Source organism: Metabacillus sp. FJAT-52054 (assembly GCF_037201815.1).
Lineage (GTDB): Bacteria > Bacillota > Bacilli > Bacillales > Bacillaceae > Metabacillus_B > Metabacillus_B sediminis.
The window spans coordinates 1,011,322-1,038,142 of the sequence record NZ_CP147407.1 but is presented as its reverse complement, the minus strand read 5'-3'; the positions used below and the strand labels follow the sequence as shown (position 1 = coordinate 1,038,142).

29 protein-coding genes and 1 riboswitch are annotated in these 26,821 nt (G+C 44.4%); of the genes, 5 read left to right on the top strand and 24 right to left on the bottom strand.

All coding sequences use genetic code 11. From position 1 onward, the window contains the following. Positions 1-296: 296 nt before the first annotated feature. From WCV65_RS05610 to WCV65_RS05585, 6 genes are all read right to left on the bottom strand, one after another. Positions 297-1,481, bottom strand: coding sequence for a type III PLP-dependent enzyme (locus tag WCV65_RS05610; protein ID WP_338780714.1), 1,185 nt, complete (start codon positions 1,479-1,481; stop codon positions 297-299). Further along, on the bottom strand, positions 1,481-2,701 hold the full coding sequence (locus tag WCV65_RS05605) for an MFS transporter (protein ID WP_338780712.1): 1,221 nt from the start codon (positions 2,699-2,701) through the stop codon (positions 1,481-1,483). Before WCV65_RS05605 ends, WCV65_RS05610 begins: the two co-directional genes overlap by 1 nt. Continuing rightward, entirely contained in the window at positions 2,698-4,608 is a 1,911-nt protein-coding gene (locus WCV65_RS05600; protein WP_035405618.1) for an IucA/IucC family protein, read from the bottom strand. Before WCV65_RS05600 ends, WCV65_RS05605 begins: the two co-directional genes overlap by 4 nt. Continuing rightward, positions 4,589-6,424 carry an IucA/IucC family protein gene (locus WCV65_RS05595; protein ID WP_338780709.1) on the bottom strand — a complete coding sequence of 612 codons (1,836 nt, stop codon included), beginning with the start codon at positions 6,422-6,424 and terminating at the stop codon, positions 4,589-4,591. Before WCV65_RS05595 ends, WCV65_RS05600 begins: the two co-directional genes overlap by 20 nt. A 283-nt stretch (positions 6,425-6,707) precedes the next feature. Further along, positions 6,708-7,499, bottom strand: coding sequence for a GNAT family N-acetyltransferase (locus WCV65_RS05590; RefSeq protein WP_338780706.1), 792 nt, complete (start codon positions 7,497-7,499; stop codon positions 6,708-6,710). A gap of 85 nt (positions 7,500-7,584) precedes the next feature. Continuing rightward, positions 7,585-8,022: a GNAT family N-acetyltransferase gene (locus WCV65_RS05585; RefSeq protein ID WP_338780704.1), complete on the bottom strand. Its 438-nt coding sequence runs from the start codon at positions 8,020-8,022 to the stop codon at positions 7,585-7,587. Between the two features lie 127 nt (positions 8,023-8,149). On the opposite strand from WCV65_RS05585, the gene WCV65_RS05580 reads away from it, so the two are divergent. Next, complete coding sequence (locus WCV65_RS05580) at positions 8,150-8,590, top strand: ferritin-like domain-containing protein (RefSeq protein ID WP_082883796.1); 441 nt, start codon at positions 8,150-8,152, stop codon at positions 8,588-8,590. A gap of 27 nt (positions 8,591-8,617) precedes the next feature. On the opposite strand, the gene WCV65_RS05575 is transcribed toward WCV65_RS05580, so the two are convergent. Next, positions 8,618-9,097, bottom strand: coding sequence for a hypothetical protein (locus WCV65_RS05575; protein ID WP_035405610.1), 480 nt, complete (start codon positions 9,095-9,097; stop codon positions 8,618-8,620). Between the two features lie 163 nt (positions 9,098-9,260). Here WCV65_RS05575 and WCV65_RS05570 point away from each other — a divergent pair, with 163 nt between their 5' ends. Next, positions 9,261-9,614 carry a hypothetical protein gene (locus tag WCV65_RS05570; protein WP_035405608.1) on the top strand — a complete coding sequence of 118 codons (354 nt, stop codon included), beginning with the start codon at positions 9,261-9,263 and terminating at the stop codon, positions 9,612-9,614. Between the two features lie 1,320 nt (positions 9,615-10,934). Here the strand turns inward: WCV65_RS05570 and tenA are convergent. From tenA to WCV65_RS05550, 4 genes are all read right to left on the bottom strand, one after another. Then, complete coding sequence (tenA, locus tag WCV65_RS05565) at positions 10,935-11,621, bottom strand: thiaminase II (protein WP_338780702.1); 687 nt, start codon at positions 11,619-11,621, stop codon at positions 10,935-10,937. A gap of 66 nt (positions 11,622-11,687) precedes the next feature. Then, positions 11,688-11,796: riboswitch (TPP riboswitch) on the bottom strand. 50 nt (positions 11,797-11,846) lie between these two features. Further along, complete coding sequence (locus WCV65_RS05560; protein WP_338780700.1) at positions 11,847-12,821, bottom strand: DUF3231 family protein; 975 nt, start codon at positions 12,819-12,821, stop codon at positions 11,847-11,849. Positions 12,822-13,083: 262 nt separating this feature from the next. Continuing rightward, positions 13,084-14,271: a chromate efflux transporter gene (chrA, locus tag WCV65_RS05555; protein ID WP_338780698.1), complete on the bottom strand. Its 1,188-nt coding sequence runs from the start codon at positions 14,269-14,271 to the stop codon at positions 13,084-13,086. Positions 14,272-14,359: 88 nt separating this feature from the next. Beyond that, a complete protein-coding gene (locus WCV65_RS05550) occupies positions 14,360-14,782 on the bottom strand; it encodes an Lrp/AsnC family transcriptional regulator (protein ID WP_338780696.1) in 423 nt (140 codons plus the stop codon). A 118-nt stretch (positions 14,783-14,900) separates the two neighbouring features. On the opposite strand from WCV65_RS05550, the gene WCV65_RS05545 reads away from it, so the two are divergent. Both WCV65_RS05545 and WCV65_RS05540 read left to right on the top strand, forming a co-directional pair. Continuing rightward, entirely contained in the window at positions 14,901-15,659 is a 759-nt protein-coding gene (locus WCV65_RS05545) for an MBL fold metallo-hydrolase (RefSeq protein ID WP_338780694.1), read from the top strand. Between the two features lie 167 nt (positions 15,660-15,826). Then, complete coding sequence (locus WCV65_RS05540; RefSeq protein WP_338780692.1) at positions 15,827-16,240, top strand: NUDIX hydrolase; 414 nt, start codon at positions 15,827-15,829, stop codon at positions 16,238-16,240. Positions 16,241-16,708: 468 nt separating this feature from the next. On the opposite strand, the gene WCV65_RS05535 is transcribed toward WCV65_RS05540, so the two are convergent. From WCV65_RS05535 to WCV65_RS05515, 5 genes are all read right to left on the bottom strand, one after another. Next, a complete protein-coding gene (locus WCV65_RS05535; RefSeq protein WP_338780690.1) occupies positions 16,709-17,059 on the bottom strand; it encodes a CrcB family protein in 351 nt (116 codons plus the stop codon). Further along, positions 17,056-17,439, bottom strand: a complete 384-nt coding sequence (locus tag WCV65_RS05530) for a CrcB family protein (protein ID WP_035405593.1) — start codon at positions 17,437-17,439, stop codon at positions 17,056-17,058. The genes WCV65_RS05535 and WCV65_RS05530 overlap by 4 nt, the downstream gene beginning before the upstream one ends. A gap of 39 nt (positions 17,440-17,478) precedes the next feature. Next, the gene (locus tag WCV65_RS05525) at positions 17,479-18,405 is read right to left on the bottom strand and encodes a nucleoside hydrolase (RefSeq protein WP_035405591.1); all 927 of its coding nucleotides are present in this window, start codon (positions 18,403-18,405) and stop codon (positions 17,479-17,481) included. Positions 18,406-18,581: 176 nt separating this feature from the next. Further along, positions 18,582-19,325: an anti-sigma factor gene (locus WCV65_RS05520; RefSeq protein WP_338780686.1), complete on the bottom strand. Its 744-nt coding sequence runs from the start codon at positions 19,323-19,325 to the stop codon at positions 18,582-18,584. Beyond that, positions 19,315-19,881, bottom strand: a complete 567-nt coding sequence (locus tag WCV65_RS05515; RefSeq protein ID WP_338780685.1) for an RNA polymerase sigma factor — start codon at positions 19,879-19,881, stop codon at positions 19,315-19,317. The genes WCV65_RS05520 and WCV65_RS05515 overlap by 11 nt, the downstream gene beginning before the upstream one ends. Before the next feature lie 338 nt (positions 19,882-20,219). Between WCV65_RS05515 and WCV65_RS05510 the strand changes: the two genes are divergently transcribed. Continuing rightward, positions 20,220-21,674, top strand: a complete 1,455-nt coding sequence (locus WCV65_RS05510) for a potassium/proton antiporter (RefSeq protein ID WP_338780684.1) — start codon at positions 20,220-20,222, stop codon at positions 21,672-21,674. A gap of 841 nt (positions 21,675-22,515) precedes the next feature. Here WCV65_RS05510 and WCV65_RS05505 read toward each other — a convergent pair. The 8 genes from WCV65_RS05505 to WCV65_RS05470 form a co-directional block, all read right to left on the bottom strand. Further along, positions 22,516-23,076: a maltose acetyltransferase domain-containing protein gene (locus WCV65_RS05505; RefSeq protein ID WP_338780683.1), complete on the bottom strand. Its 561-nt coding sequence runs from the start codon at positions 23,074-23,076 to the stop codon at positions 22,516-22,518. A 12-nt stretch (positions 23,077-23,088) separates the two neighbouring features. Next, a complete protein-coding gene (locus WCV65_RS05500; RefSeq protein ID WP_338780682.1) occupies positions 23,089-23,994 on the bottom strand; it encodes a cation diffusion facilitator family transporter in 906 nt (301 codons plus the stop codon). A 142-nt stretch (positions 23,995-24,136) separates the two neighbouring features. Further along, positions 24,137-24,484, bottom strand: coding sequence for a DUF4440 domain-containing protein (locus WCV65_RS05495; RefSeq protein WP_035405579.1), 348 nt, complete (start codon positions 24,482-24,484; stop codon positions 24,137-24,139). 101 nt (positions 24,485-24,585) lie between these two features. Next, entirely contained in the window at positions 24,586-24,852 is a 267-nt protein-coding gene (locus WCV65_RS05490) for a YueH family protein (protein ID WP_035405577.1), read from the bottom strand. A gap of 151 nt (positions 24,853-25,003) precedes the next feature. Next, positions 25,004-25,357: a DUF6054 family protein gene (locus WCV65_RS05485; RefSeq protein ID WP_035405575.1), complete on the bottom strand. Its 354-nt coding sequence runs from the start codon at positions 25,355-25,357 to the stop codon at positions 25,004-25,006. Positions 25,358-25,386: 29 nt separating this feature from the next. Then, entirely contained in the window at positions 25,387-25,959 is a 573-nt protein-coding gene (locus WCV65_RS05480; protein WP_338780676.1) for a tripartite tricarboxylate transporter substrate-binding protein, read from the bottom strand. Between the two features lie 46 nt (positions 25,960-26,005). Next, positions 26,006-26,185, bottom strand: coding sequence for a hypothetical protein (locus WCV65_RS05475; RefSeq protein ID WP_051860573.1), 180 nt, complete (start codon positions 26,183-26,185; stop codon positions 26,006-26,008). 60 nt (positions 26,186-26,245) lie between these two features. Next, the gene (locus WCV65_RS05470; RefSeq protein WP_338780674.1) at positions 26,246-26,812 is read right to left on the bottom strand and encodes a Spo0B domain-containing protein; all 567 of its coding nucleotides are present in this window, start codon (positions 26,810-26,812) and stop codon (positions 26,246-26,248) included. Positions 26,813-26,821 lie beyond the last annotated feature (9 nt).

The window sequence follows — 26,821 nt, the reverse complement described above, 5'->3', positions numbered from 1 at the left end:
CTTTTTCGAAAATAAGTGTGATGCAGCAAATTAAAACGTTTACAAAATATATTCAGATAAAATATTTATTATTTAAATATATCTTCTGAAGCAGCTTAGAAGCTCTCCACTAATTGATTTTCAAAGCTCCTTTTGCTTATTGAAATTGGATTTGTTTAGGCTGATTTTCGATGCAGAATGACCTGTAATTGTTCAAAATATCTATTTAAAAAAACAAATCCACGGAATGCTTAAACAGCTCCGCGGATTTCAAATTCAATCATATGATCCTCTCACGTCTTTTTAGGAAGCCCTTTTCAAATATAAATCATCTGAGGCTTCCCGTGGCTTAAGAAATCGTGATGGGAAATCGTCCAGGCGTAAGCTCCTGCAAAGTGGAAAAGAACGATGTCTCCTACCCGAATATTGGTGCAGAATTCGCCCCTTACTAAAACATCATTCGGTGTGCAGAGCTCCCCTGCAATCCAAACTTCCTTCTCACGAAGTTCAGGACGGCTGAGCGGATACTCCCATTCCTCAACCGCTATCACTTCAAAAGGATGGCTCATTTTCCAAGCAGCCGGAAGGCGAAGATGGTGGGATCCTCCTCTGACCGTTACATAAGCTTGGCCATGGTTTTCCTTAACATCCATCACCTCTGCGGCATAATATCCGAAAGGTGCTGCCAGGTACCTGCCCAATTCAAACACCAGCTCCCAATTGGATGGCGCGTGAGTCATCAGTTCATGTATGCCTTGCGAAAACGCTGCCCAATGGAATGGCTCATCCTGTTTTTCATAGTGAATCCCGATTCCGCCGCCAAAATTGACATAGTTTAAATCTAAATGATACTGCGCCTCCCACTCCTTCGCTTTCATCAAGCATTGGCTGACAAAAGCCAAATGGGCGCTGGCATCCAGATTGTTGGAGACAGAATGAAAGTGAAAGCCGGTAATTTCAACAAACGGAAGCTGTTTTATCATTTCCATGATCTCAGGAAGTCTAGTTTCGTCAATTCCAAACTGAGTGGGCTTGCCAGCCATTGTCAGCCGCGCTTTCCCAATTGCAGCCTCCAAATTAATTCTGAGAGCAATGCGTACTTTTTTTCCGAGCAGCTGGGCAATAAGATGAATCCGTTCAACCTCCCAAAGACTTTCCGCGTGAATCATCCGAATATCCCGGGCAATCGCAGCTTTCAGAAATTCATCCGTTTTCGCCGGTCCGCTTATCACCTTTTGATGGTCTGGAAATGCTGTAAGCTTGTCCAGCTCCCCAAGTGACGCCGCTTCAAATCCTTTTACATGGCGTTGAATCGCATGAATCAGGACCGGATCAGGATTTGCCTTCATCGCATAGTAAAGGCTGACCTGCTCAGGGAGGGATGCTGCCAGACTAAGCGCATGCTCCTCAAGCCCTTTAATATCATATATATAGGCGCAGAAAGGGTGCCGCGCTGATTTCATTTTTAAAATTTCCGTTTTAATCTGTTCAGCAGATGACATTATAATCCTCCAACTTCGTTATGCATCTTTTCAAGCGGTCGGCTGAAAATCACACCGATGATCATCGTCAGAGCACAGCATGATAACCCCATGAGAATGCCACTCCAATAAACATTCCACTCTGCAAGAAGGGTAAACATCATCGTACCAAGCGAAATAAATCCTCTGTCCATCAGCGCAATGCTTAAAATTTTCCCGCGATAATGGGATGGTACGTAGTGCTGCAGGGATATTCGATTCAGTGTTCGGTATACTTGTCCGAAAAGCCCCATCATGAAGACAATTGCAAATAGCAGATAGGTGCTTTCCGCCGCCATAATCATGCCGATGATAAATAATCCGAACAGAACCGAAGACCCAATCATCGTCCAGTGGCCTGAACGAATCCAGCCGGCGGTTAAAATCCACGTCCCGATAATCGCACCAAACGATGACAGCGAGAGCAGCAGGCCAAATCCTTCGGGCCCAATATTCATCAGAGAGTCTGCAAAAATCGGCAGCATAGAGGAATACGGGAAGCCAAAGGTCATCGGGATAACTGACAGCAGGAGCAGCCCTTGAATGCATGTATCTTTTTTCACATATGTAATGGCATCTTTCAAACTGGAGCCCTTCGGCTTGTCCTTTTTCACAGACACCGCACTCCCAGGCGGAACAAACAGCATGACCATCCATGAAATGACAAGCAGCCCAAGTATGAGAGTAAATAGAGGCTCTGGAGCCATGGATCCAAGCAGAACACCGGCAGCGGCCGGCCCGATTAATCTCGCTAAGTGAATCATGGAACTGTAATGGGCTACAGCGCTCGTGAGCTGTTCTTTTCCAGTTAAATCTGCCACATATGCATTTCGGATCGGTGCTTCAATGGACTGAATGGCTGAACGGATAAATACTATGGATAAAATGAGGGGCATTGGCCCTCCCCATTCTGAAATAAGCCAGACAGTGGATCCGAACATGAGCAGCTGGCTTATGAGCAGCAGCCGTTTTTTGGGAAACCGGTCGGCAAGAATGCCCCCGGTCAGGCTAAAAAGAAAAATCGGAATAAGCCGGCATACGTTAACAAGACCCAAGTATAAAGGGGAATGTGTCATTTGCAAAACGGCCCAATTTAAAACGGTGAAATCCGCCCACTCCCACAATCTGCTTGCAAATCCTGATACATAAAAAAGCCGGTAACCTTTTGAACGGAACGCAGAGGCAGCGGGAAATGTTTTCACTTTTTCTCACACGCCTCTGCAAGCGGATTCGGCGCTTCCACATATACATACCCTTCATGATCGGGGAACAGCCTCATGGAAGAAAGCGCCTTGTGCTTAACAACTGGGCTGAAAAGAAACGCCCGGTCTTCCGCTGCATCCATTCCGCCAATGGATTCAAGGGTCCGGTCCGCTTCCTCGCCAAGCCATTTCCATGCAAGGGCTTCCTCTGAACCGGTGAAGCTTGCCAATATGCGGATTACCTCACCAAAATGGCTTTGAAACACCGTATAGTGCATCTTGCTGCGCATTTCCTCCAATGATTCTGTAACGGTCACAGAGCCCGGAAGCAGCTCCAGGCTGAGCTTCTGCTTGATTAGACGCTCCTTATATATTCGCGCCCCTCCCCAGTCTCTGAACAGATATTTAACAGGTTTTCCGCCGCTGAAGGACACGATTGAATTCTGCATATGCCCTTCCAGCCCGATTCCGTATCGCGTCATAAGTGTCAAGGTCCCTGGCAGTACAACAGAGAAGTAAGTTTTTAAAAACGGCTCAAAAGCCTCTTTTGAATTCAGCCCTTCCCTGCGGCAGTATTCTTCATAGATTTCCTCAAGAACCAGCTTTTCAGAAAATGGAGACGGACTGTTATACGATGAGGCAACTACAGGAATTTCATCGCCATGGACAAATGGATCCAAACCGCTTCTCAGCATCGCTGTCATGTTCCGGCTCTTTAATGGATTTTCATCCTTAAAAGCCACACCATATGTTTCAGGAATGGGGATAAAGGTATCCTTCAATTGACCTTCTCTGTTTAAAATGTCATCAAATAACGCAGAGACTGCAGGACCGTTGCATGCGGTTTGAGCTGAAACAGAGCGCTTTGTTGACGTCATCTGTGAGTGCACAGGAAGCTTAATAAACAAATCACTCCCTTTTGGAATGACGGTTCTAAAAGAGGTCGTAGGATAAGCCTCCCATATAAGATCAAGCTCCTGAATCATACCGGAATCCATCTCGTTTCCGAACAATTCAGGCAGCATATGTTTCATTTGCCATGGATGGACCGGAATGACAACCCATTCATCGAGCAGCAATCCTCTCCTGCGGCACTCTTTTTCCACTGTTGCTTCCAAACCGGGCAGCTTGGAGAACAAAAACTCATTCGGTTCTCGATTTGATTGCACCTTCCACATAAACGCTTCTTTTTTTCCCAGGACAAATCGGATGCTAACCCTTCCTCCCAGCTCGGGTGAATAGTCAAATACATCCTTTGCCTGCATGCCCAGTTTTGTCTTTGTTCCTGGATGAAGGTGATGGCCCTCTATGCAAAGCTGTTCAAAAAACAAAGCTGGCTTCGATAATTTTTCAGCATAGCTGTAGAAGCTTTCCTGTCTGGGAAGCTTGCCTTTCATCTCCTCAAATACAGCATAAGTCAAAGCCAGATTCGCACTTCCATTCATCAGCTCCTCTGCATAGGTTTCCCAGCTTCCTCCAAACTCCCAAAAACGGGGATGCCTGTTTTTGAGCAATTCAAGCAGCTCTGAACACGATTTAATCTTAATCAATCCATCCTTTAAAAGAAAAAGGCCGCTAACCATAATACGATTAAAGGCATGCCGGCCAGTGCATGCTGCAATAAGGCTCGCCCGGTCATTCAGCTGGATGGAGAGAAAAGTGGAAGGCTTTCCAGAAGCATCCTGGCCAGATATCTTCTGTTCCCATTCTACCGCTTCGCTTCTCATATTCAGGATGTCCTCCCTTAAAAGAGACTCCATCCATTTATGCAAGATTGCTTCCTCTGCACTTGGCAGCTGTTCCAGATAGGAATTCTTTAAATGAGGAAGCTGCTGCTCCAAATAGTTCAGCGTCTCCCGTGCAAATGGATTTTCGCCCGCTTTTGAGTCAATTCTGTAATTCAGCACGTTTGCTTCCTCCTTCTTTTACGGCAGCAAAGGGGTTGGGCACCTTCGTGTACGTATTATCAATCGTATGCTTAAGCCTCATTCCCACAAGGCTTTTAAGAGACAATTCTCTTTCCATCATCGCCTGCCTGTCTGCCGGAGCGTCGGGATCATCATAGAGTGAATTCCAAACAAGATCCATCTCTTCAGAGGCAATTTCCCAAAATTTTTCTTCTTTTATATTCAGTTCCTTAACGAGTGTTATGATCAGCTCGCCAAGGTGATTTTGAATGATTGCATGTGAAACGGTATCCTGAAGGGCTTCGGCATTTAGTGCTTCCACATGGGTTTCCATCTGAAAGACGAATTCAAGTCCTGTTTTTTGAAGCCGCTTGTTATAAAGTTTAATTCCGCCGTAGTCTCTGACAATTAATTTGACCGGCGCCCCATGCTTCAATACCGGGATGCTGTTTTGCAAGTGTGCTTCCAAAGCGATACCGTAACGGGTCATCACTGGAAGAACGGATTGGAAGAGCAGCCTTGAATAATCCCTGATCCAGTCCTCTGCGGCTACCTCAAGACTCCCTGAATCTTTGCTATTTTTGTATAAACGAACTGCTTCAGTAAGAAGAGATCCATTTCCGAATGGTGAATCAGAGATTAAAGCTACGCCGGGGATGGCTAGCTCTCCATTTGCGGAATCCGTATAGACTTCAGGATTTTCCCTAATCATCGCAGCCAGGTTTTTTTCCCGTTCATCTGAGGAACCTTGATCCTTGAAATGAATGCCGCCCTCTTCTTTAACTAAAATCAGAGTTTCAGGAAAATCAGGACGATTTGCTAACTCCTGAAACAGCTGTGTAAATTTAGGTCCATGGCTCGCTGACGCAGGCGATACGGTTCGAACGGCACTTGTTGCCTGAACTCTGATTGCTGTTTTCAGGTGATACGGATTCTTGCGTCCCTGTGCTGCCGGTAAAAGGGTGCGCAATGAAGCAAGGGCAAATGCCGGCTCCTTTATCCCCTCAATCAGCACAACAAGACGGTCTTGTAGTTCCCCATAATAAAGCTCAGGTATAACATGCTCAGCCTGCCATGGATGAAGCGGAAGCAATTCATATTCTTCAGGATCCAGAGACTGGCTATCCAGTTCGTTTCTGAATGCTTCTTCAAGCGCGTCATTCTGCTGGAACAGAAGAGTTTTAATCTCAGTCCCCTTCAAAAGGCTGGCTGCGGTCCTGCTTTTATGAACCGCTGCGTACACAATCTCAGGCATACCGCCGCATTCAGGAGAGTAAACAGCGGCCTCTTCTAAACTCATCCCCATTTTTGTTTTTGTACAGGGGTGGAGAGTATGACCATGAATGGCAAGCTGTTCAAAAAATGCCAACGGACTAAACGTCTCATTTTCAACGGCAAGCTGATGAATCCAGCTGATTGGGTTATCATATTGCTCCATATACGGAAGCCAGCTTTTCTGTCTTTTGGAAAACTCCTTCAAACTAAGCTGGTAATTTTCTGTACTATTCTGCAGTTCCCTGCTAAATACTGCTGCCTCCTCTGATTCCGGAAAAAGACCATATAATTGCAGCAGATGAATCAGCTGTTCAGGAGTTTCAATCCGGGTCGTTCCCGAGGACAGAATATAGGAAACATCGGAAATTTCAATCCTGTTTAAATAAAACTTTCTCTTTACCCCTATGCGGATAGATGAATCCTTAGAAAGTTCAATATTTATAGCACCCTCTTCTTCTTTATAGGGTATAAGCTTTTCCCGAAGCAGACATTGCATCAACCGATCGAGAATCCCTTTCTGAGCATTATGTATGTGGTTCATTCGTGATAGCCCTCTTTCTTTCGATAATGAGAATCAATCTCATTAATCATAATGAAAATGATTCTCTTAATCAATCGTTCGATAGTCGGATTCCTTCTTAATGTATGAGAGAAAAGACTCCGGCATTTAGAAAAGTGAAAACGCCTTGAGGGAATGAAGTTCTGCTGTATGCGCAACGTCCTGCGTGCCTCCCATACCTCAAGGGGCTGTGCCCTGGAAATGGACAAAATTTATACTTTCTTATCGTAAAAAAAACTGCCTAAGCAATAGGCAGCCCGTTCGTTTATGAACATTCATACATCGTCCACATCCCAATATCCTTAAATCCAATGCGTTTATAGATTTTGCCGGCTTCCGGGTTATCGTAAAACAAGCAGAGCTCGCGTCCCTCACTCAGTACGTGACCGCATAGCTCAAGCATGCACTGAGTGGCATAGCCTTTCCGCTTATGGTCATTGAGCGTACAGACACCGACCACCATCGCTGAGAGGCTGTTTTCAGCTGCAGTAGAGGCGGCGCTGACCATCCTTCCTTCTTCCTCCACATAATACGTTCTTGAAGCGCCCTTTTCCATGTTTCGGCGCTTGCTTTCCACACTCTCTCCCGCTGAAGTAAATTCTTCAATCTGTTTATGCAGCTCCAGAATCCGTTCTGTATCTTCAATCCCTGCCTTTTTTACGGTTACTCCAGGACGATGACTGAACGTCTCCTCAAGCTTCACGCATTTTGCATAATACAGCACACGTTTCTCAGCGCGCCGTTCAAGGAACGGCTCCAGTTTGACCGTTACCTCCTCAAGACCTGAAAGAATACCCCATTCCGGGTCCGCCTTCATAATTCCGGCAAAGCCGCCGGCATCAAAATCCCCATGGGAAAAAGGGATATAATTCGCTTCATATTTTAATAGAATCCCCTGAAGCTCGCCATCCTCATTAAAATCGCCCCAAACCTTCTGAAAAGGCTCATTGTACCCGAATGCTTCGATGTCCCCTATTATAAACAAGTTTTCAGCAGGCTTGCCGGAAACGTAGGAATAGCATTGTTCATGGTCTTTTTCTGTTAGTTGCCTAATCATTATGAAGCCCCCCTTATAGCTCTCTCTTGCACCTCAAAGAATAATAGTTTTCAGTCTCTGTCTGTGAATAGGAAGGCACGCAATCCTAAACGATAAATCCCTTAGCTTTGTAGAACGGTATTCCTTTCTGGTTCTGTTCATCCACGGATACCCACTGTTCCTGTGCCCCATATGTTTGAATTTGTTCCTCTGTAATGGCATTAAGAAGCAGCGTGCCAATCCCCTGTCTTCTTTTGGCGGGATCCAGATAAAGAACGAAAAGCTCAGAAGTGTGTTCGGCAGTCATCCCTCCACCGCCGGCTCCTGCTACTCCATTCTCACCAATTGCCGCATACCAGCCGTTCCAATGACGGTCAGTTTCTTGTATTTCCTTTGCCACCCGCTCTGCATTATAAAATTCGGAAATGGTACGTTCTATATACTTTTTGGAATGCGTTTCATTATATGTGTTCCTGTACCCTTCAGAACAAACACGAATGATTCCCTGAATGTGCTCAAGTCCTGCTTTAACAACGGTTATCATTGCTTTTCAACACATCCCCTTGCTGATATTAGCATTTATTATATAGAATGTTCAGAACCTTTTCACTACTAATTTGTAATTACTGTCATATATTTTATCAAGCTTAACTTTAAGGGGGATCAAGGAGATGCAGTATCAATATTACGAAGAATATCAGCGCCAAATGAACCAGAATGCATTGCTTGCTAAAGAAATAGCCAAGGCAATTGATGGAGAATACAGCGCGATAAATTGCTATGAAGTACTGGCAAAGCAAGCACCGACGCAGGAACAGAGGGAAAAAATTCTTGAAATTCAAAAGGATGAAAGAAGGCATTATGAGGAGTTTTCGCAGATTTATCTGTCGCTGACAGGACGCCAGCATAAGCCGAAGCAAATTGAAGAATGTCCCTCAACCTATGAGAAAGGGCTTAATGCCGCTTTCAAGGATGAACAGGAAACCGTTGATTTCTATCTGGATATCTCAGATAAAGCCACGAATGCGTACATAAAGCGCATTTTCAAAAGAGCGGCTGCGGACGAGCAAAACCATGCTGTCTGGTTTTTATATTATTTAACAAAGATTTGAATCGCCGCCTAATGGCGGTTTTTTTATCTAATCAATAGGATCACATTTGCGCCCATGACGGAGAACTTCGTAAATTGCCATTCCATCACTTGGATGATCGTCTGAGTATCGGACAGGCAGTAAAGCAAAAATAACATAGTAGCTTGAAAAGTAAGCAAACTGATAGAAAAATAAATGAGGCTCCAATACATTATGCACAATAAGCAGGTTCACAAGCAGAATGGAAAGAAGATTAAAAAGCGCTCCCCCTCCATACACCATGGCATGAGTAGCACGATTATCATACCTAAGACCTTCATACTGGCAAAAAGAATCCAAAAAATAAAGACGTTTTACCGTCAGATTTTTAAACGTAAAAAGCGGCTTTCCTCTACCAATTGTGAATGTTCCTTTTCCGCCAAAGGCAAGCGCCATAACAGTATGGCCTAATTGATGAACAAATGATGCGATCGGCAAAACAATGCAAAGTGACCATAGCAATGTAAGGACGTCCCGAAGCTCGAACATAAAGAAGCGCCTCCCTATTCATTGATGATATGTCTAATGTCCGTACTGCCTGTTTTCCCGAAATATCCTTGGTCAAACCTAATGATTATCCATGTCATTATTGAAACTTTTCATGTATGATAGTGGAGAACCATCCTATTCCAAAACAAGGAGGAAATGACTCATGCGCTTCGACGAACAGCCAGTGACAGTAGATGAAAATGTAAACGTTTTTGCGGCAATACCTGAGGACGGTACCGTTATTGGAACAGCCACACAGGAAGAGCTTCAGATGGCCCAGGAATTGGAGTGCAGGCACCTAGCCCACATGCGTCTAATGGATTCAAACATCCAGATTCAGGGAGCTTCCTATAAGGAGCTGCTGCAGGAATACTTGGAATTTGAAACAAAATCCGCTGAGTTTTGGAAAGCTATTTATAAAAGACTGGATGTTCCATGGGAATGGATCCTCCGAATTGATCTGGCCCACGGCTATATTTACGTTATTAACCCATTTGATGATGAAGTGATTGATTAATTGATTGAGAAAAGGCCGGCCTCCTGTTGGAAGCCGGCTTTTTTTGCGGAGAGACTTTTAGCTCTTTGGTGGCAGGACACTCGCGAGGGGTTATCGGCCGCTCCCGTACGGATATCGGACACTCCGCTCTTTTTATCGGACGTTGGTGGCTCGATATCGGTCACTCCGCTTTTTATCGGACACTCGTGACAAGATATCGGTCGCTCGCGCACGAATATCGGACACTCCACTCTTCTTATCGGACGTTCATGGTTCGATATCGGTCACTCCGCTTTTTATCGGACACTCGTGACAAGATATCGGTCGCTCGCGCACGGATATCGGACACTCCGCTCTTTTTATCGGACGTTCATGGTTCGATATCGGTCACTCCGCTTTTTATCGGACACTCGTGACAAGATATCGGTCGCTCGCGCACGAATATCGGACACTCCACTCTTCTTATCGGACGTTCATGGTTCGATATCGGTCACTCCGCTTTTTATCGGACACTCGTGACAAGATATCGGTCGCTCGCGCACGAATATCGGACACTCCACTCTTCTTATCGGACGTTCATGGTTCGATATCGGTCACTCCGCTTTTTATCGGACACTCGTGACAAGATATCGGTCGCTCGCGCACGAATATCGGACACTCCACTCTTCTTATCGGACGTTCATGGTTCGATATCGGTCACTCCGCTTTTTATCGGACACTCGTGACAAGATATCGGTCGCTCGCGCACGAATATCGGACACTCCACTCTTCTTATCGGACGTTCATGGTTCGATATCGGTCACTCCGCTTTTTATCGGACACTCGTGACAAGATATCGGTCGCTCGCGCACGAATATCGGACACTCCACTCTTCTTATCGGACGTTCATGGTTCGATATCGGTCACTCCGCTTTTTATCGGACACTCGCGAGGAGATATCGGTCGCTCGCGCACGGATATCGGACACTCCGCTCTTCTTATCGGACGTTCATGGTTCGATATCGGTCACTCCGCTTTTTATCGGACACTCGTGACAAGATATCGGTCGCTCGCGCACGAATATCGGACACTCCGCTCTTTTTATCGGACGGTCATGGCTCGATTTCGGTCACTTCGCTTTTTATCGGACACTCGCGAGGAGATATCGGTCGCTCGCGCACGGATATCCAACACTCCACTCTTCTTATCGGACGTTCATGGTTCGATATCGGTCACTCTGCTTTTTATCGGACACTCGCGAGGGGGATATCGGTCGCTCGCGCACGGATATCGGACACTCCGCTCTTTCTATCGGACGTTCATGGTTCGATATCGGACACTCCCATGCAGTCAATTCCCCTCTTACTGTACTTCAACTGCTTCCGTATCCGGCCATTGTTCCATCGTATAGGCCATTTCCCAAAATGACAGTTCGTATTTGCAGCTGATTGTGAAATGGCGGATCATTTTCTGTCGTTCTTTTTCAGATGCCTCCAGGGCAAGCTGGTCCAGTCGCTCTAGCTGTTCAAATACAAGTTCTTTAAACCATTCTCCTCCATAAGCCGCGATCCATTCCTGATAAATCGGTTCTTCAGGCTTACACTCTTTCAATCTCTCACCGATTTCATAGTAAATCCAATAGCACGGCAGGATGCAGGCAATGATTTCCCCAAGGCTTCCGTTGATTGCGGAACGGTACATGTGGGATGTGTAGGCATATGCGGTTGGTGATGGTTCAAAGGCCCGTTTTTCTTCTTCTGTAATTCCGAGCAGAGTTGAGAATTTCTCATGAAGCGATAGCTCCGCTTCGTAGGTTCCTTGCGCATGGAAGGCCATTCGCGCTGTTACATGAAGGTCGTCAGCCTTTCCGCCAGCGAGTGCCTGAACTTTGGCAAAATGGGATAAGTAATAGGCATCCTGCATGACATAGTAACGGAAGTTTTCAAGCGGGAGCGTACCATCGCCGATTCCCCTTACAAAAGGATGGTTGAAGTTTGCCTCCCAAATTGAATCGGTTACTTTTCTTAACTTTTCTGTAAAAGATGTCATGTTTGAATTCCCCCTGCTTCTTATGTAAAAATAAAAAACCGCTCTTAACGGATAAGAGCGGGAAAGATTAAGAATCTCCCACTTCCCTCCGCTGGTTCAAACCAGATCAGGTTCCAAGGGTCCCGGAGCATACTCCGGTCTCAGCCCCACGTTATGGGCTCCCCTAGTGGCAATGCGGTATTTTATTTTCCAGGTTCATCATAACATGCAGTAAAAAAACGTCAACTATCTCTTTATCACAGCTTCCGGAATTTCTTCCATCCACTGATGCTTTACCATGATTTTCCCGCCTTCTTTTGCAAATGAATAAATATCACGTGCAGCAATTGCCATTTTCAGAGGAAGATCCGGGCGCAAACTGTAGGTTGTTCCAAGTGCGTTGCTTGTCAACCCCAAACTGCTTAACAAGTTGATTAAATACATAATCAGTTTATCTGAATATGGAGCGGTCTTTGTTTCAGAAATGACTGCTCCAGGCAAGGCTGAGACAGGGATTCCACTATGTTCCATCAGCTTCCCATAGGATTGATACAAATCAATAGCAAGCTGTTCGCCTTTCTTTAAATACATTTTCACTTCCGGTTCTTTCGCTACTTTCCTTAACCCTTTCATCAGCTGGGCACCGAAGTTGTTGTTTTCCACAATGTGATAGATGATGGAAAGTTCGGTAGCATTCAATCTTCTTTTGCCAAAATGAAATCCGGATAAATACCTTTCATTTACAACATATTTAGGATGATCCGGCATCCCGATTACCGGTGGAATGGCGCCGTTCCCTACCTGCAGGAGGCAATTTGTACACATACCGAACACTTTGTTGGAATGGGCAGACGTTCTCGAAAAGAAGTCGTGAATATCATTTCGATACACCATTGACAGGTGCACAGCATTCAGCCCGATTCCAAGCTTCATCAGCATCCGCAGAAAGCGGATATAGAAGTACTGATCGAACAGCCTTTCCGCCTTTCGGTTCACATCCGTTTCATCAAACCCCTCAGGAATTGCAGCGCCTTCCTTTTGAAAAAGCTGAGCGATTTCTTTTACAAATTTCACTTCTTCCTGATAGGCATATTGAAGGATCGACGTAATGTCCTTTTGGGTTGTTACATCCAATGCGTGTTCCATGATGCGGAGAAGCATCGTCTTTTTCTGATAAGTGGACCATAAATTTGCTAATTCGGACGAAGACATTGGTTTCATACTGATTTCCTCTTTTCAAAATAAATAGATACTGTTATTTTTCCAAAAAGAGGTGATATTATGAGGACAAAAAAAGATGACCGGGAAGGCCATCTGCACATTTATTTTTTTCGGTTTTTTAAGGTTTTTGTAACCATGCTGATTGCTTTTTTTGTCTGCTCAGGATTCTTTTTTGCATAATCCACAACTTTTTTCAGGATGGACTGTTTACTATTCATGTAAAATCACCTTCCTTTGCCGGTTAGTATATCATAATATTTTTCTAAAGCACTCCAATTTGCTCCATCAGTGTGCCGGCAATTATGGTAAGTCCCACGACAAGCCAAGGCGGCAGCTTCCAATAAACAAGAAGGGCAAAAGAGACCAAGGCGAGTGCAAATGCAGACGCTGAATGAATAGCACTTGTAAAAACAGGATCATACAGGGCGGCAAGCAGAATACCAACGACCGCCGCATTTACACCCATGAGGGCTGCCTGCACTCCCTTTTTTCCGCGGATGCTGCTCCAAAAAGGAAGAACTCCGATGACGAGCAAAAATGAAGGCAGAAACATAGCCGCAGTTGCGATCAAAGCCCCTGGAACTCCAGAGATGATTGCGCCCACATAACCAGCGAATGTAAAAAGAGGACCTGGAACTGCCTGTGCAGCCCCGTATCCCGCAAGAAACACATCCTGTGTCATCCAGCCTGCAGGAACCACCTCTTTTTCAAGCATCGGCAGGACGACATGACCGCCGCCGAATACGAGGGAACCAACCCGGTAAAATACGTCAAATAGAGCGATATAGGTCCCGGAGAATGTTTGCCGGATGATGGGCAGGAGAACAAGCAGCAAACCAAATAATAAAAGTGAAGCTGAAGCTGTTTTTTTGCCGATTGTAAGAATAAGCTTAGGGACCTCAGGCACTTCTTCTCTTTTATAAAGCAAATAACCTGCAACAGCAGATCCTGCAATAATTGCAAGCTGACCCCAAGCGGATGGAACGAAAAGGGCACCGACTGCAGCGAGAACCGCAATTGTGATCCGCGGCCTGTCCGGTGCAAGTGACTTTCCCATCCCCATTACAGCCTGCGCCACTACGGCTACCGCTGTAATTTTCAGCCCCATAAGCCAGCCCGCCTCATGAACATCCGTCCCCTTAAACAAATAAGCGAATACAATCAGGATAAGGATCGAGGGCATGGTAAAGCCGAACCATGACAGAAAACTGCCTACAAGGCCACCCCGGAGCAGCCCGATGGAAAGTCCGACCTGACTGCTCGCCGGCCCCGGAAGAAACTGGCACAGAGCTACAATATCCGCATAAGACTGGTCATCCAGCCATTTTTTCTTTTTGACATACTCCTCCCGAAAATACCCTAAATGGGCAACCGGACCGCCAAAGGACGTCAATCCGAGCTTAGAGGATACAAGTAAAATTTCAAGCCAAATTTTAAGACGCGATTTCATCTGAAAGTCCTCCGTTATAATAATCCACCTTTATAGTAGCATGGACATTTGAGGAGAGGATAATTGCCTATTAAATGTAACGCAAAATTTACACAATTTGTGTCGCATTTATGACGATGGACAGCTTGTAATTTACGTGCCTGGTTAACCCCGTTAAGAAGGCATCCAGTTCATCATTTCCCTTAAACCGGCACTCAAGCAAATAACAGCCATCTCCGCTGATCTTAAAATTTTTCAGCACATACTCCTTCTGACTAGAAAGGTAATTTAAATAAGGCTGGTGATTGAAGCTGTTTGTATATATGTTTAGGAAAGCGTGAATGGAGTATCCTGCTTTCTTTTCATTAAGGTTGATTGTGTAGCCTTCAATGACCCCCTCCTCTTCAAGCTTAATTACCCTTGAAGAAACAGCTTGCCCCGTTAAATGAACTTTTTCTCCTAATTCTTTCATGGTAATACGCCCATTCTTCGTAAGCTCGTATACAATCCTTTGATCGGTTTGATCAAGCAATTCTCCCACCTCTTTCACAATTCAAGTATATCGGTGCAAACTCTTGATTTTATCTATGTATGTCATATCCCTTCTTATATTATCCTATAGGAGAATCATACAAAAGGAGGAACTTGAAATGGAGATTCGTCTAATCCGCAATGCTACATTAGTTGTAAAATATGCAGGGAAAACCTTTCTAATCGACCCTTTTCTAGCTGATAAAGGAGCCATGCCTCCGTTTCCCAACACCCCCAACCAGGATAAACGCAATCCAATGGTCGGCCTGCCCGTATCAATTGAAGAAATCATTGAAGCAGATGCAGTGATTGTTACTCATCTGCATCCAGATCATTATGATGACGCAGCTAAAAAAGCCTTACCGAAGGAAATCAGCATTTACGCTCAAAACGAAAATGATGCCGCATCCATTCGCCAAGATGGTTTTGTTCATGCGCAATCTCTTGGGCAGTCCATTACCATTGGAGACATCACGATTACAAAAACGAGCGGCCAGCATGGCAGAGGTGAAATCACCAAGATGACGGGCCAGGTTTCAGGAGTCGTTTTCAGCCATCCAGATGAAAAATCATTGTATATCGCGGGAGATACTGTCTGGTGCGAAGACGTGAAGGAAGCCATTCAAAAGCATCATCCTAAAGTGATTGCAGTAAATGGAGGGGCAGCACAGTTCCTTGAGGGCGGTACGATTACGATGGATAAAGACGATATTGAGCAGATCCATCATGCTGCTCCGGAATCCATTATTGTTGTCTCCCACATGGAAACATTGAATCACTGCCTGCTAACAAGAGCGGATTTGAAGGAGTTTCTTTCTGCTAAAGAATGGTCTGATAAGGCTTTGATTCCGGAAGATGGAGAAACATTAAAGTTTTAATCCGAAGTGCGGGGCATCCCCGCACTTTTTTGCATGAAAGCAGGAATTCCTCCCGTTCAAAACGAAGTGAAATGAAACGCTATTCGAAGGGTATTCCTGGCATCAGCAGATTAGGAAGAAACGGGGAATGTACAGCCTGATGCGTTTGATAATGAGGAGGATTTCATATGGAACGGGTAGATGTAGTCTATTCTTTAATCTGTGATGAGGAAAAAGAGAAGATATTAATGGTGAAAAACAGCAAACGGGATGATTGGTCAATGCCTGGCGGCGCGGTGGAAAAAGGAGAAACACTCACTCTTGCAGCGCAGCGGGAAGCCTTTGAGGAAACAGGGCTTACTGTTCAAATAGGCGACCTGCTCTCCGTGAACGAGTCTACCCTCGAAAATATGGAAGTTCACGCTCTCTTCTTTACGTTTAAAGCAGAAATCAGGAGCGGGCAAATCGCAATTCAAGATACTGACACCATTGATGAAACCGCCTGGATGGACTGGGAAACAGCCGACCGCTTGATGCCTTATCATCCTAGAGGAATAAAAGGGCTGCTGAAATCATCCATTCCTTATGTATTGGAACAGTAAGAGGAGTTGGGCCATGCTTGCGGGCCCTCTTCTTTTGACTATTCAGCCATTATTTTTGCAAGTCAGCAATTATCTTCAATTTGTCAGCAATTAACCTAAACAATCACTTCCACCGCCGTTTCGCAGCAGGATTCCTATACAAATAGCACCGGAATACTGATCCGGTTCCATCATTCTGTAATTAGCGGTCCTTTACCTTAAGCAGCCTTAATCCATTCAGTGTAACCAGAAGTGCCGCGCCCATATCTGCAAAAATAGCAATCCATAACGTAAGCCACTCTGGAACGACCATGACAAGTGCAGCCAGTTTAATTCCAAGTGTGAAGGTGATGGGAGGCTGTAGACCTTCATCTCTTCCTATCGGAATCCCCTCATTCTAATATCCATTTGAATATCACCATAATTTCAGCTGGTGGACTGACTCATATTTTTACTTGGAGCAAAAAAAAAGACAGCCTCCACTGTCCTCTACATACTATTTCCAATCCAAAATCCAGCAAATGCAAGCAGCAGACCGCCTATGTATGTCATGCCAGCATAAATTAAAAACACTTTATACTTTCTCTCCATCACTTGCTTTGCCAATTCAAGATTTAAGGTTGATAACGTAGTAAACGCTCCAAGAAATCCTGTTGCAGCAAAGAGAAAATAATGTCCGGTAAGCCCGCTTCCTGCTATCAGGCCGAGAATAAAGGCACCTGATAAATTAACGATCAGGGTGCCATAAGGAAGTAAGGTCCTATTCCATTTCCGGCTCACAGCGTAACGTGAAATCGCTCCAAGGAATCCGCCTCCAGCTATGGATAAAAAATCGATCATTCCCGCACCACCCTTTCTAAGAAGGCACTGCCTGCAATCATACCCGTGATGGAAAAAAGGAGACCTAAGATTGCACTCCCTCCGATATAGAGCAATGCCATTTGCACATCCCCCTTGTCCAATAGCTTTACAGCCTCAACGCTGAAAGTGGAAAAAGTAGTATAAGAACCAATCAAACCTGTTCCAATAGGTGCAGCCATCTTTTTAGGGAAGTTGTCCATTTTAAACACAGCCGCGGTTAAAAAGCTTAATAGAAAGCATCCGGTCATATTGGCAATGAACGTTCCCGCGGGAAAACCTGCTGCACTTCCCGCAAGACCTGTAGCGTATCTAAGAAGCGCGCCTGCAGCGCCTGCAAGTCCGATGGCAAAATAGTTCATGATTCCTCCAGCAATTTGTATTTCGTTTATTATAGCCCATCATACCGTCATTGTTTTAATAAAATCTGAAATGAAGTGCCGGTAATCAAACTGCAAACCTATATGTCTCCGGCTGCCATCGTTTTTGCTTGAATTCCTTAAATCCGCAACACTCGTTCCTCTTCCATCCTCACAGGTCAAAACGGTGACCTTGCGCTCTTTTGTAATGACAAAAGAAGGATTCAATAGATGATAGAACGGCATTACATCATGAACAGGAGCGCCTCTCATACCCGGGTTCATTTTACGGTAATAGGCAGCATAATATTCCGTAATTGGCGGAATCAGCTCTTTAAAGACGGAATGAGCCGCAGAATAAATATAAGAAGCCACTTCTCTTGTCACAATGGCCTGGTTGGTGATGTTCAGGGGTGATATAATCACTTCTTTTGCATATTTAAGAACAACGTTCGCGGCAATCGGGTCTCCATGAAAATTGGCTTCTGCAAGCGGAGTCACATTTCCCGGAGTAAGAAACGCTCCGCCCATCAAATAGACCCTGCTAACCTTCTCCATGAGATTCCGGTTCAAATTAAAGGCAGCGGCGAGAGAGGTGCTTCGTCCGACATCGATAATCACCATTTCATTCAAGTGATCTTCAATCACTTTGTACAGATACATGAATCCCTGATAATTCCCTTGAATGGTTGATGGCGGACGGATGGGGCCAAGTCCATCTGGCCCATGAATTTCAGGATAATAGATTATATTTTCCCCTGAAAGAGGAAATTCTGCACCGGAGATAATCGGAATATCAGAACGCCCGGCAAGCCCGGCCAAATAAGCCGCATTTAATGTGGCCTGTTTTTTCGATACATTTCCGTAGCTTGTCACAATTCCAAGAAGCTCAATTTGCGGGTGCTGCAGGGCATAGATGATTGCCAGGGAATCATCTATGCCAGGATCGCAAAACAGAAGTACCTTCATCCAATCACCTCTTTGAATTACATATGGAGGCATCTGGTGAAATAGACCATTAAAATGAATAAACGAACATTATGAACCATTTTTGTGTTTAGGTCATTAGAATGATGGGTAGTTAATAATCGTGACTATTTTCTCATAAAAAAACAGAAGGTGTACACACCTCCTGTCTTTAACGGTTACATGTTTCCTGCTAAAACAACTTTCCCTTTAGGAGCAGACAAATTCGGCTCATTTTCCACTGTAATCGCCACAGTATCCCAATCCAAATCTTCGTCTGTCACTTTGTAAACGAGTGCTCCATTACCTTTCTCATCCGGAGTAAAATATCCTGCGGGAACAGGTTTTTCCCCTTTTATCAGCCATACCTGATATAATTCTCCATCCTTAATTTCCGGAAGTCCGTCTGCCTGCAGAACCATGAATTGATCGCCCTTTTCCTTTAAGAAAGAGGCATTCGCATTCAAGGTCTTATTTCCCTCCACAGAAGCAAGAGCCACTTTTCTTTCTAAAACCTCACTTTGTACAAGCTGTTCTTCTTTATCATCAGACATCTGAATGATATTCGCACCCAATGAAAGAACAAGCCCTGCTGCCAGACCTCCTATGATTAAAGACTGGCTGCGCTTTGATTTCTTTATCTGTGGTTCAGCTGATGCTTTATAGGCTTGAAATTCAGATGGTTCTTCCTTAATCGGCTGACCTTCGCTATATGCGGCTTCCAAAATCCGATTCTTAAGTCCTGGCGATGGCTCTACTGGATCTGAGAGGTAAGGAAGGTCCTCGGTCAAAATACGAAGTTCTGCAAGCTCCTCGCGGCATTCGCTGCATTCCTGCAGATGCCTTTCAAATTCAGCTGATTCTTCGCTCGTCATCGTTCCGTTAAAATAATCAATTAAATGATGGCACTGTTCAGGCTTCATAATCAGACCTCCCTCCTTTCTCCAATGTCTCTCTAAGATGCTTTAGTGCGAGTCTTATTCTTCCTTTTACAGTTCCAAGAGGAACTCCGCATTTTTCGGAAATCTTTTGCTGGCTGAAACCTTTGAAATAAAAAAGGTCAATCACCTTTTGCTGTTCCACATTGAGCTCGGAAACAGCACTTCGGATCAATTCTCTGTCTTCTTTCCATTCAATGATCTTATCGACGGGTTTTTCTTCGCTGATTAAGGCGTCTTTATCCATTAATTCAACATGCTCGTGCTTTGCGTACTTTCTTATCATGTCTATCGCCTTATTCCGTGTAATAGTAAGCAGCCATGAAGAAAACTTTCCTTTAGAAGATTCGAAGGCATGTGTTCCATTCCATAGCTTAACAAACACATCCTGCATGACCTCTTCTGCTAAGCCACGATCTTTCGTAATTTTAAAAGCAAAAGAAAATAACAGTTTTTCATAGCGGTCATACAGCGTTTCAAAAGCTTGCTTGTCTTTTGCAGCAAGCCGTTCATAAAGTACGGCATCATTGTTTTCGACCATAGTTATCTCCTTTATTTTAGGGGGCTAAGAAAAAAATATCATATTTTGTACCTAAAGTGGAAATGTAATGGTCTATAGAGGTAACGGAAGAAATCAGGATATAGATCATTTTTCATAGAAAATTCTTTCGGATGTTTTCCATTTTGAGCAGATAAAGGGAGTTCCATTCAAAGTATGTGTATAATTATTCTTGTACTTTTCTTCAGGATAACCTTCAAATAACTGTCCACATTGTAATAATAATGTTTCATAAACACCAAATGCTTTATTTTCAGGTTCTGTTAAACCTGCCCAAATATAAACAACTTAGATAAATGAGAGAAAGGTGATCGATTGGTTTGGATTTTTCAATAGACAGCATCATATTCGTTCTAGCCTTATTACTCATTATCGGTGTTCTCACCGCAAAATTTTCGAATCGCCTTGGACTGCCTGCACTTGTTTTTTTCGTTGCTGTCGGAATGGGTCTCGGAAGCTATGTATACTTTGATAACGCAAAGATAACACAACTATTTGGTATTTTAGCATTAATTATCATTATCTTTGAAGGCGGTATTCAGACCCGCTGGAAGGATTTAAGAAATGTTCTGGTTCCTGCCGGAGTACTGGCTACTATAGGGGTGCTTGTGACTACAGTTGCAGCCGGTTTTTTCGCGAAATTCATTCTTGATTTATCATGGCTTGAAGGTCTTCTATTCGGTGCCATTGTTGGATCTACGGACGCTGCGGCAGTGTTCTCTGTGCTGGGCAGTAAAAATATACGAAAAAAACTTACTTCAACTTTAGAAGCAGAATCAGGCTCCAATGATCCTATGGCCCTGTTCCTGACGGTTACACTTGTTGAACTCATTCAGCACCCGGATGCAAATTTTTTCATGCTCGTTCTGACATTTTTCTGGGAAATGGGTTTCGGATTAATTATGGGACTTTTAATTGGAAAAGGCGCTGTCTGGCTCATTAACAAAATTGATTTTGACTCATCCGGGCTCTATCCTGTTTTAACGCTTGGCCTAGCAATCTTCTCATATGGAATGACGACGATGCTCCATGCCAGCGGATTGCTTGCTGTTTATGTGACGGCTGTTATTATCGGCAACTCCCCTCTTACCTATAGGCATACCATCATCCGCTTCAATGAAGGGTTCGCCTGGATGATGCAAATCCTCATGTTTATCATGCTTGGATTGCTTGTATTCCCGGAACAGCTCGTTTCTATTACATGGCAAGGCCTTCTGCTCGCCTTCCTTCTTATGCTTGTTGCCCGGCCGCTCGGGGTGTTCATTAGTATGATGTTCAGCAAGTATTCTTTTAAAGAGAAGATGTTCATTTCATGGGCCGGCTTAAGAGGAGCCGTTCCAATCGTGCTTGCGACTTATCCGCTCATGGCCAACCTGGAAAATGATACGCTCATTTTTAACGTCGTTTTCTTTGTTGTCCTGCTGTCTGCCTTGCTGCAGGGAGCAACAATTTCCCCTCTCGCCAACAAGCTGAAGCTTGAGGAAGGAGAAACAAAAGTAAAAAGCCATACTCTTGAGCTTGTTTCGATCGGCAAAACGAACAATGAACTCATAGAATTAGAAATTCCTGCGGAGACTCCGTATGCCGGAATTGAGCTGAAAAACATCGACCTTCCGACGGATACTCTGATAACCGGGGTCATTCGTGGGGAAAGGCTGATTACTCCACGGGGTGATACCATTCTGCAGGGAAAAGATACGCTGTACATTCTTGTATCCAAGAAAAACCGTGATACAATCCAGCAGCTATTTGAGGAAAAGGAACCTGCTACTTGATATTAATTACAAAACCGCAGGGATGATGGACATCTCTGCGGTTTTTACTTACCTGCCATATAAAGAGCATGAACGGATAAATTAAGGGGTGGAACGGACAAATAGCAGGCGCCATCGGACAAATAAAGGGCAACGGACAAATCATCGCCTCAACCGGACAAATAAGGGGCATGAACGGCTAGATTAAAGGGACGAACGGACAAATAGCAGGCGCCATCGGACAGATTTAGTGCAACGGACAATTTAATGCCGCAACCGGACAAATAAGGGGCATGAACGGCTAAATTAAAAAGCGGAACGGACAAATTACGGGCGCCATTGGACAGATTAAGTGCAACGGACAAACTGTTACCGCAACCAGACAAATAAGGGCCATGAACGGCTAAATTAAGGGACCGAACGGACAAATAACGGGCGCCATCGGACAGATAAAGGGCAACGGACAAATTGTAGCCGCAACGAGACAAATAAGGGCCATGAACGGCTAAATTAAAAAGCGGAACGGACAAATAACGGGCGCCATCGGACAGATTAAGGGCAACGGACAAATTGTGGCCTCAACCGGACAAATAAGGGGCATGAACGGCTAATTTAAGGGGCGGAACGGACAATTAACAGGCGCCATTGGACAGATTAAGGGCAACGGACAAATTGCGGCCTCAATCGGACAAATAAGGGGCATGAACGGCTAAATTAAGAAGCGGAACGGACAAATAACAGGCGCCATTGGACAGATTAAGGGCAACGGACAAATTGTGGCCTCAATCGGACAAATTTTAGCTGAGATATTAGAAAAGAGCCCAAAATAACAAAAAAACAAGAACCGGCAGAGGTTCTTGTCTTAGATTTCTATTTCCTTCAATACTCTCGCAGGGTTCCCCCCGACGACACAGTTAGCAGGTACATCTTTTACAACAACTGCACCTCCGGCAATGACGGCATTATCCCCGATTGTTACGCCTGGGTTGATGACCGCAGCACCACCAATCCAAACGTTATTCCCGATTGTGATTGGTTTGCCAAATTCCTTTCCGCTGTTTCGTTCGGCAGGATGAAGCGGGTGGGTTGCGGTATAAATATGTACACCAGGTCCAAGCATGCAGTTGTCGCCAAAACGGATTTCACATACATCAAGGAACACACAATCAAAGTTAGCAAAAAATGATTCACCTGTATGGATGTTAGATCCATAGTCACATCGGAACGATGGTTCCAGCCATATTTCTTTGCCGGTTGAGCCGAAGAGCTCCTTAATTAGGCGGACTCTTTCTTCACCTTCCTGCTCTGTCGTTTCGTTCAGGAGCCTCGTGAGTCTCCTTGCGTTCACCCGTTCTTCCAGCAGCTGGGCGTCATTCGGTATGTACATTTCTCCTGCCATCATCTTTTCTTTTTCTGTTTTCATTTATTCTTCCTCCTAATTGCAATGCTCGTGTTCTGAGTGGTCTTCTCCATCCTCATCAATCTGAATGGTCGTATGGTGCAGGCCGAACTCATCGTGAAGAATCTGATTGGCAGCCTTGATTACGGTTCGTCCATCGCAGTCTTTTTGAATGGCGATGTGGCAGCTTAATGCGGGAAAATCAGACGTTATTGCCCAAACATGAAGATCATGTACACTGCATACGCCTTCAATCTGCTCCAGCTTCTGTTTAACCTTTTCGACCGGAATATTCGCAGGAACTCCCTCCATTAATACATGAAATGAATCCTTAGTAACCCTAAATCCGCTAACAGCAATTAAAACAGCTACAAGAATACTCGCAATCGGATCCGCAATTCCCCAATTAAAGAACATGATGAGGAGCGCCGCAATAATAGCTCCAACAGATCCAAGCAAATCCCCAAGTACGTGAAGGAACGCGCTCCTCACGTTCAGATTCTCTTCCTTATCCCCCATCATTAATATAAAGGCCGCTCCGATATTTACAAGAAGGCCAATGGTGGAAATCAAAAGCATTCCAGTCCCTGCGATCTCAGGAGGGGAAGAAAATCTCTTCACAGCCTCCCAGATAATCAATATGGCGATAACCATTAAGGCAAGTCCATTTATAAAAGCAGCTAGTATTTCAAAACGCTTGTAGCCATAAGTTTTAGATTGATCAGCTTTTTTCTGGCCAAATTGAACGGCTAACAAAGCTAACCCCAGTGCTGCCGCATCGCTCAGCATATGGCCGGCGTCGGAAAGAAGAGCTAAACTGTTCGTCACTATGCCTCCGATTACTTCCACAAACATGAAAAGGGCGATAAGCAAAAAAGCCCACAGCAATGCTTTTTTATTATTTGATCCATGATGATGGTGATGATCGTGGTTATGTCCCATTTCGCTTCCCTGCCTCACATTCCGTTTCTTGTCATTATTTTCTCTTTCAGCTGTGAAAAATGCAAGCTGGACAGCATGAATTGAGCAAGACTAGGAAGTTAAGGATATGGAAAACTCCAGTCAGCGGGTATAAAGCACTTTGTTATTCCGCTACAGTCCCCTGATGAAAAATCATCTGCCATCTCAAACCGTCAAACCGCCAAATGGAGCTCCGAAGGGTTTTCCTCTCAAAAATTTGAATGGTATATATGGTTTGCACAATTCCTTCACCCAAGATCCGGATTGAGAAGTGTGAAAGCTTCATTTCCGGAATGTCCAGCCCATCCATACAATCCCGTTTATCTTTCCTCTTTCCTGTACTTGTTATTTCCAGGAAATCATCCGCCAAAAGCTGGTCAAGCTCTTCGGCAGATTTGCGTATTTCAGGCTGAAGCAAGCACTCTTCCAATTTTTTAAAGGTATTTTGCAATACTGCAAAATCAGTGTCCATCCTTTTCATCCCCCGAGCTTTCGATTGTCTATATTTTACAATTTAGAAAGAAGGCTTGGATGAAATTTACTCCAAAATAAAAAACCGGAAGGAATTCCCGGTTAAATAACATCTTGCTTATGATTGAACTTTTTTACCATAGCTATGATCGACTCTGCCAGTTCATCTGTATTTCCTTCAAACATATGAAAGTTTAACGAAGACTGAAGATGTACAAACTGATCGTGAAGTTCATCTATTTGGTTAAACTTTGCTGACCAGTGTATGTCTGGTACTGCTGCAATAAATTGTCCGTTGGCTGTTTTGTGCAGGAATACTTCTGCCACCCTATTTCCTGATAGGTTCATTTTTTCAAATGCGGTGCTCATTAACATCATTCCTATCTGTTCGAGGTTTTCCGAACGTTCGTTTCTATTGTATCATACTTAACGAATCGTTATAACCACTTTACCTTTCCAGTAAACCCTTTTTCACAAATTCATTCTTTCTTCCTATAAAAAAGAGCACAGCCGCACCCTTCTATTTTTCCAAATAGGAATTTTCTTCGATATAAGAACTCAAGGCCTCTTCTACCCATCTTCTAAAGTTCCGGCTGGCTCCCAAATCAAAGTTAAAGAGACTGTCCCCGCTGCCCGCCGTAATGCAGCGAACCTTGTTTGAGCCGGTCATATTCTCAAGTATGACGGTCATTGACCCGCGGCCGCTTGTCCTCAAGAAATATCTCTCAAAAATTAGAATGATGACAACCTTTCCATCCCCAGCATCATGATATTCTTCATGGATCAGTCTGCTTTCAGACTCTTCATATTTTCGCAGAATAGAAGAAGCATCTGCCGGAGAGAGTGTTGTTTTAAACTCTGTAATTCGCTGCATACGCGCCACCCTTTCTTCTTGTAATCTATTTATTTCATAATGGTTTCATAAAACTTTTGCTGATTCGTCAGAAACTCTTTGGTTTGCTGACTATCCTTATAAAATTCACTCATGTGGTTCTTTCTCAGAATGGCTTTCCATTCCTTCGTTTCTGTCATAGCCTTCAGTTCCCGATTCCACCATGTCATTTCTTCCTTCGTCATTCCCTTTGGACCCATCACTCCCCGCCAGTGCGGAAAGACAATCCGTATGCCCTCCTCCTTCCATGTGGGAATGCCCTCGAAGTTTTCAAGCCGGCGATGGGAAGATACAGCGAGAATTCTTAATTTCCCCTGCTGGTGAAGAAAGGCAGCTTCAGAGAAAGAAAGCGAAGCCACAGCAATGGAACCGCTGTCAAAATAATGAATGAGATCATCGAGCGAATCATGAAGCTTGAACGGAATTTTCGCAGGATTGATCCCCGCTTGCAGTATAGCTTGAACGAAGGCGATTTGGTCATCGTTGCCGAAGCCCTGCTCAAGGCCGATACTCATATTCCCCGGGTTCTTCTTCAGGTCTTCAATGACCTCATTTGCATGACGGTAAGGCGAATTTTTCGGCACGGCGATGGCCTCCCAATCTAAGACCAGAATGGCAAGCGGCGTAAAATCATGATAAGTGATTTCGCTTTTCCCAAGAATCTGGTTTGTCATAATTAAGGAAGAGTTTAAAGTAATCGCTCCAGCTGGATGTGCCTTTACGTACTTCCATCCATTTTCCCCGTTTCCAAAATTGTTCGTGGATTTGGGCTACTCTGAAATCATCTTCTGCAATTTCGACTTTATACATCAGTCTTTCTCCCCTTTTGATATGGATACGGTAAAAATAGCTCCATCGATACCGCTCGTTTCAATGCATCCTCCAAGCTCCTCTACCGCTGCTTTTACATTTGAAAGCCCATAGCCTCTTTGATCTCCCTTTGTTGAAAGAACTTTCACGGTCAATCGTAAATGAAATTTTCTTCTCTGAAGCCTTGCCGATCTTTCCAAGCAAAATCGCCTGCAGCTTCGAATCTTTAATTTGTTCGAACAGCACTTGATTTTGATTCTGGCTTTTTACCGATTCATCATTGATTAAATCAAGCGCTGCATCAGTCCTCCCAAGCTCCAGTAAACCGGAAATGACATAAAGCTTATTCGTATACTCATGGGTTTGAGCCCTCAAATCCTCCGAATACTTTTTCACTTCGGAAAGAGTATCAATCATCTTTACAAATTCTGTCTTATCCTTAAAGGTCCAAACCATTCCGGCTGCCTTGCCTTTTTCTAAAATGATGTCATGATTGACGATCAGTACTCGATCTCGATAGCTCATTTCCGCATTCCTCGCCCCCCCGCTTTGCCGGAGATGCTCCAGTTTAGGAAACCAATGATCCCTGTTTTCTGAACCAAGCATCTCTTCTGCGGCTGGATTCATCAATGTCAC

What these genes read in the sequence shown, in the direction of transcription:
- WCV65_RS05610 (WP_338780714.1), bottom strand. Translation starts at nt 1,481, where the DNA reads ATGTCATCTGCTGAACAGATTAAAACGGAAATTTTAAAAATGAAATCA.
- WCV65_RS05595 (WP_338780709.1), bottom strand. Translation starts at nt 6,424, where the DNA reads ATGAACCACATACATAATGCTCAGAAAGGGATTCTCGATCGGTTGATG.
- WCV65_RS05590 (WP_338780706.1), bottom strand. Translation starts at nt 7,499, where the DNA reads ATGATTAGGCAACTAACAGAAAAAGACCATGAACAATGCTATTCCTAC.
- WCV65_RS05585 (WP_338780704.1), bottom strand. Translation starts at nt 8,022, where the DNA reads ATGATAACCGTTGTTAAAGCAGGACTTGAGCACATTCAGGGAATCATT.
- WCV65_RS05580 (WP_082883796.1), top strand. Translation starts at nt 8,150, where the DNA reads ATGCAGTATCAATATTACGAAGAATATCAGCGCCAAATGAACCAGAAT.
- WCV65_RS05575 (WP_035405610.1), bottom strand. Translation starts at nt 9,097, where the DNA reads ATGTTCGAGCTTCGGGACGTCCTTACATTGCTATGGTCACTTTGCATT.
- WCV65_RS05570 (WP_035405608.1), top strand. Translation starts at nt 9,261, where the DNA reads ATGCGCTTCGACGAACAGCCAGTGACAGTAGATGAAAATGTAAACGTT.
- tenA (WP_338780702.1), bottom strand. Translation starts at nt 11,621, where the DNA reads ATGACATCTTTTACAGAAAAGTTAAGAAAAGTAACCGATTCAATTTGG.
- WCV65_RS05560 (WP_338780700.1), bottom strand. Translation starts at nt 12,821, where the DNA reads ATGAAACCAATGTCTTCGTCCGAATTAGCAAATTTATGGTCCACTTAT.
- chrA (WP_338780698.1), bottom strand. Translation starts at nt 14,271, where the DNA reads ATGAAATCGCGTCTTAAAATTTGGCTTGAAATTTTACTTGTATCCTCT.
- WCV65_RS05545 (WP_338780694.1), top strand. Translation starts at nt 14,901, where the DNA reads ATGGAGATTCGTCTAATCCGCAATGCTACATTAGTTGTAAAATATGCA.
- WCV65_RS05540 (WP_338780692.1), top strand. Translation starts at nt 15,827, where the DNA reads ATGGAACGGGTAGATGTAGTCTATTCTTTAATCTGTGATGAGGAAAAA.
- WCV65_RS05535 (WP_338780690.1), bottom strand. Translation starts at nt 17,059, where the DNA reads ATGATCGATTTTTTATCCATAGCTGGAGGCGGATTCCTTGGAGCGATT.
- WCV65_RS05530 (WP_035405593.1), bottom strand. Translation starts at nt 17,439, where the DNA reads ATGAACTATTTTGCCATCGGACTTGCAGGCGCTGCAGGCGCGCTTCTT.
- WCV65_RS05525 (WP_035405591.1), bottom strand. Translation starts at nt 18,405, where the DNA reads ATGAAGGTACTTCTGTTTTGCGATCCTGGCATAGATGATTCCCTGGCA.
- WCV65_RS05520 (WP_338780686.1), bottom strand. Translation starts at nt 19,325, where the DNA reads ATGAAGCCTGAACAGTGCCATCATTTAATTGATTATTTTAACGGAACG.
- WCV65_RS05515 (WP_338780685.1), bottom strand. Translation starts at nt 19,881, where the DNA reads ATGGTCGAAAACAATGATGCCGTACTTTATGAACGGCTTGCTGCAAAA.
- WCV65_RS05505 (WP_338780683.1), bottom strand. Translation starts at nt 23,076, where the DNA reads ATGAAAACAGAAAAAGAAAAGATGATGGCAGGAGAAATGTACATACCG.
- WCV65_RS05500 (WP_338780682.1), bottom strand. Translation starts at nt 23,994, where the DNA reads ATGGGACATAACCACGATCATCACCATCATCATGGATCAAATAATAAA.
- WCV65_RS05495 (WP_035405579.1), bottom strand. Translation starts at nt 24,484, where the DNA reads ATGGACACTGATTTTGCAGTATTGCAAAATACCTTTAAAAAATTGGAA.
- WCV65_RS05490 (WP_035405577.1), bottom strand. Translation starts at nt 24,852, where the DNA reads ATGAGCACCGCATTTGAAAAAATGAACCTATCAGGAAATAGGGTGGCA.
- WCV65_RS05485 (WP_035405575.1), bottom strand. Translation starts at nt 25,357, where the DNA reads ATGCAGCGAATTACAGAGTTTAAAACAACACTCTCTCCGGCAGATGCT.
- WCV65_RS05475 (WP_051860573.1), bottom strand. Translation starts at nt 26,185, where the DNA reads ATGTATAAAGTCGAAATTGCAGAAGATGATTTCAGAGTAGCCCAAATC.
- WCV65_RS05470 (WP_338780674.1), bottom strand. Translation starts at nt 26,812, where the DNA reads ATGAATCCAGCCGCAGAAGAGATGCTTGGTTCAGAAAACAGGGATCAT.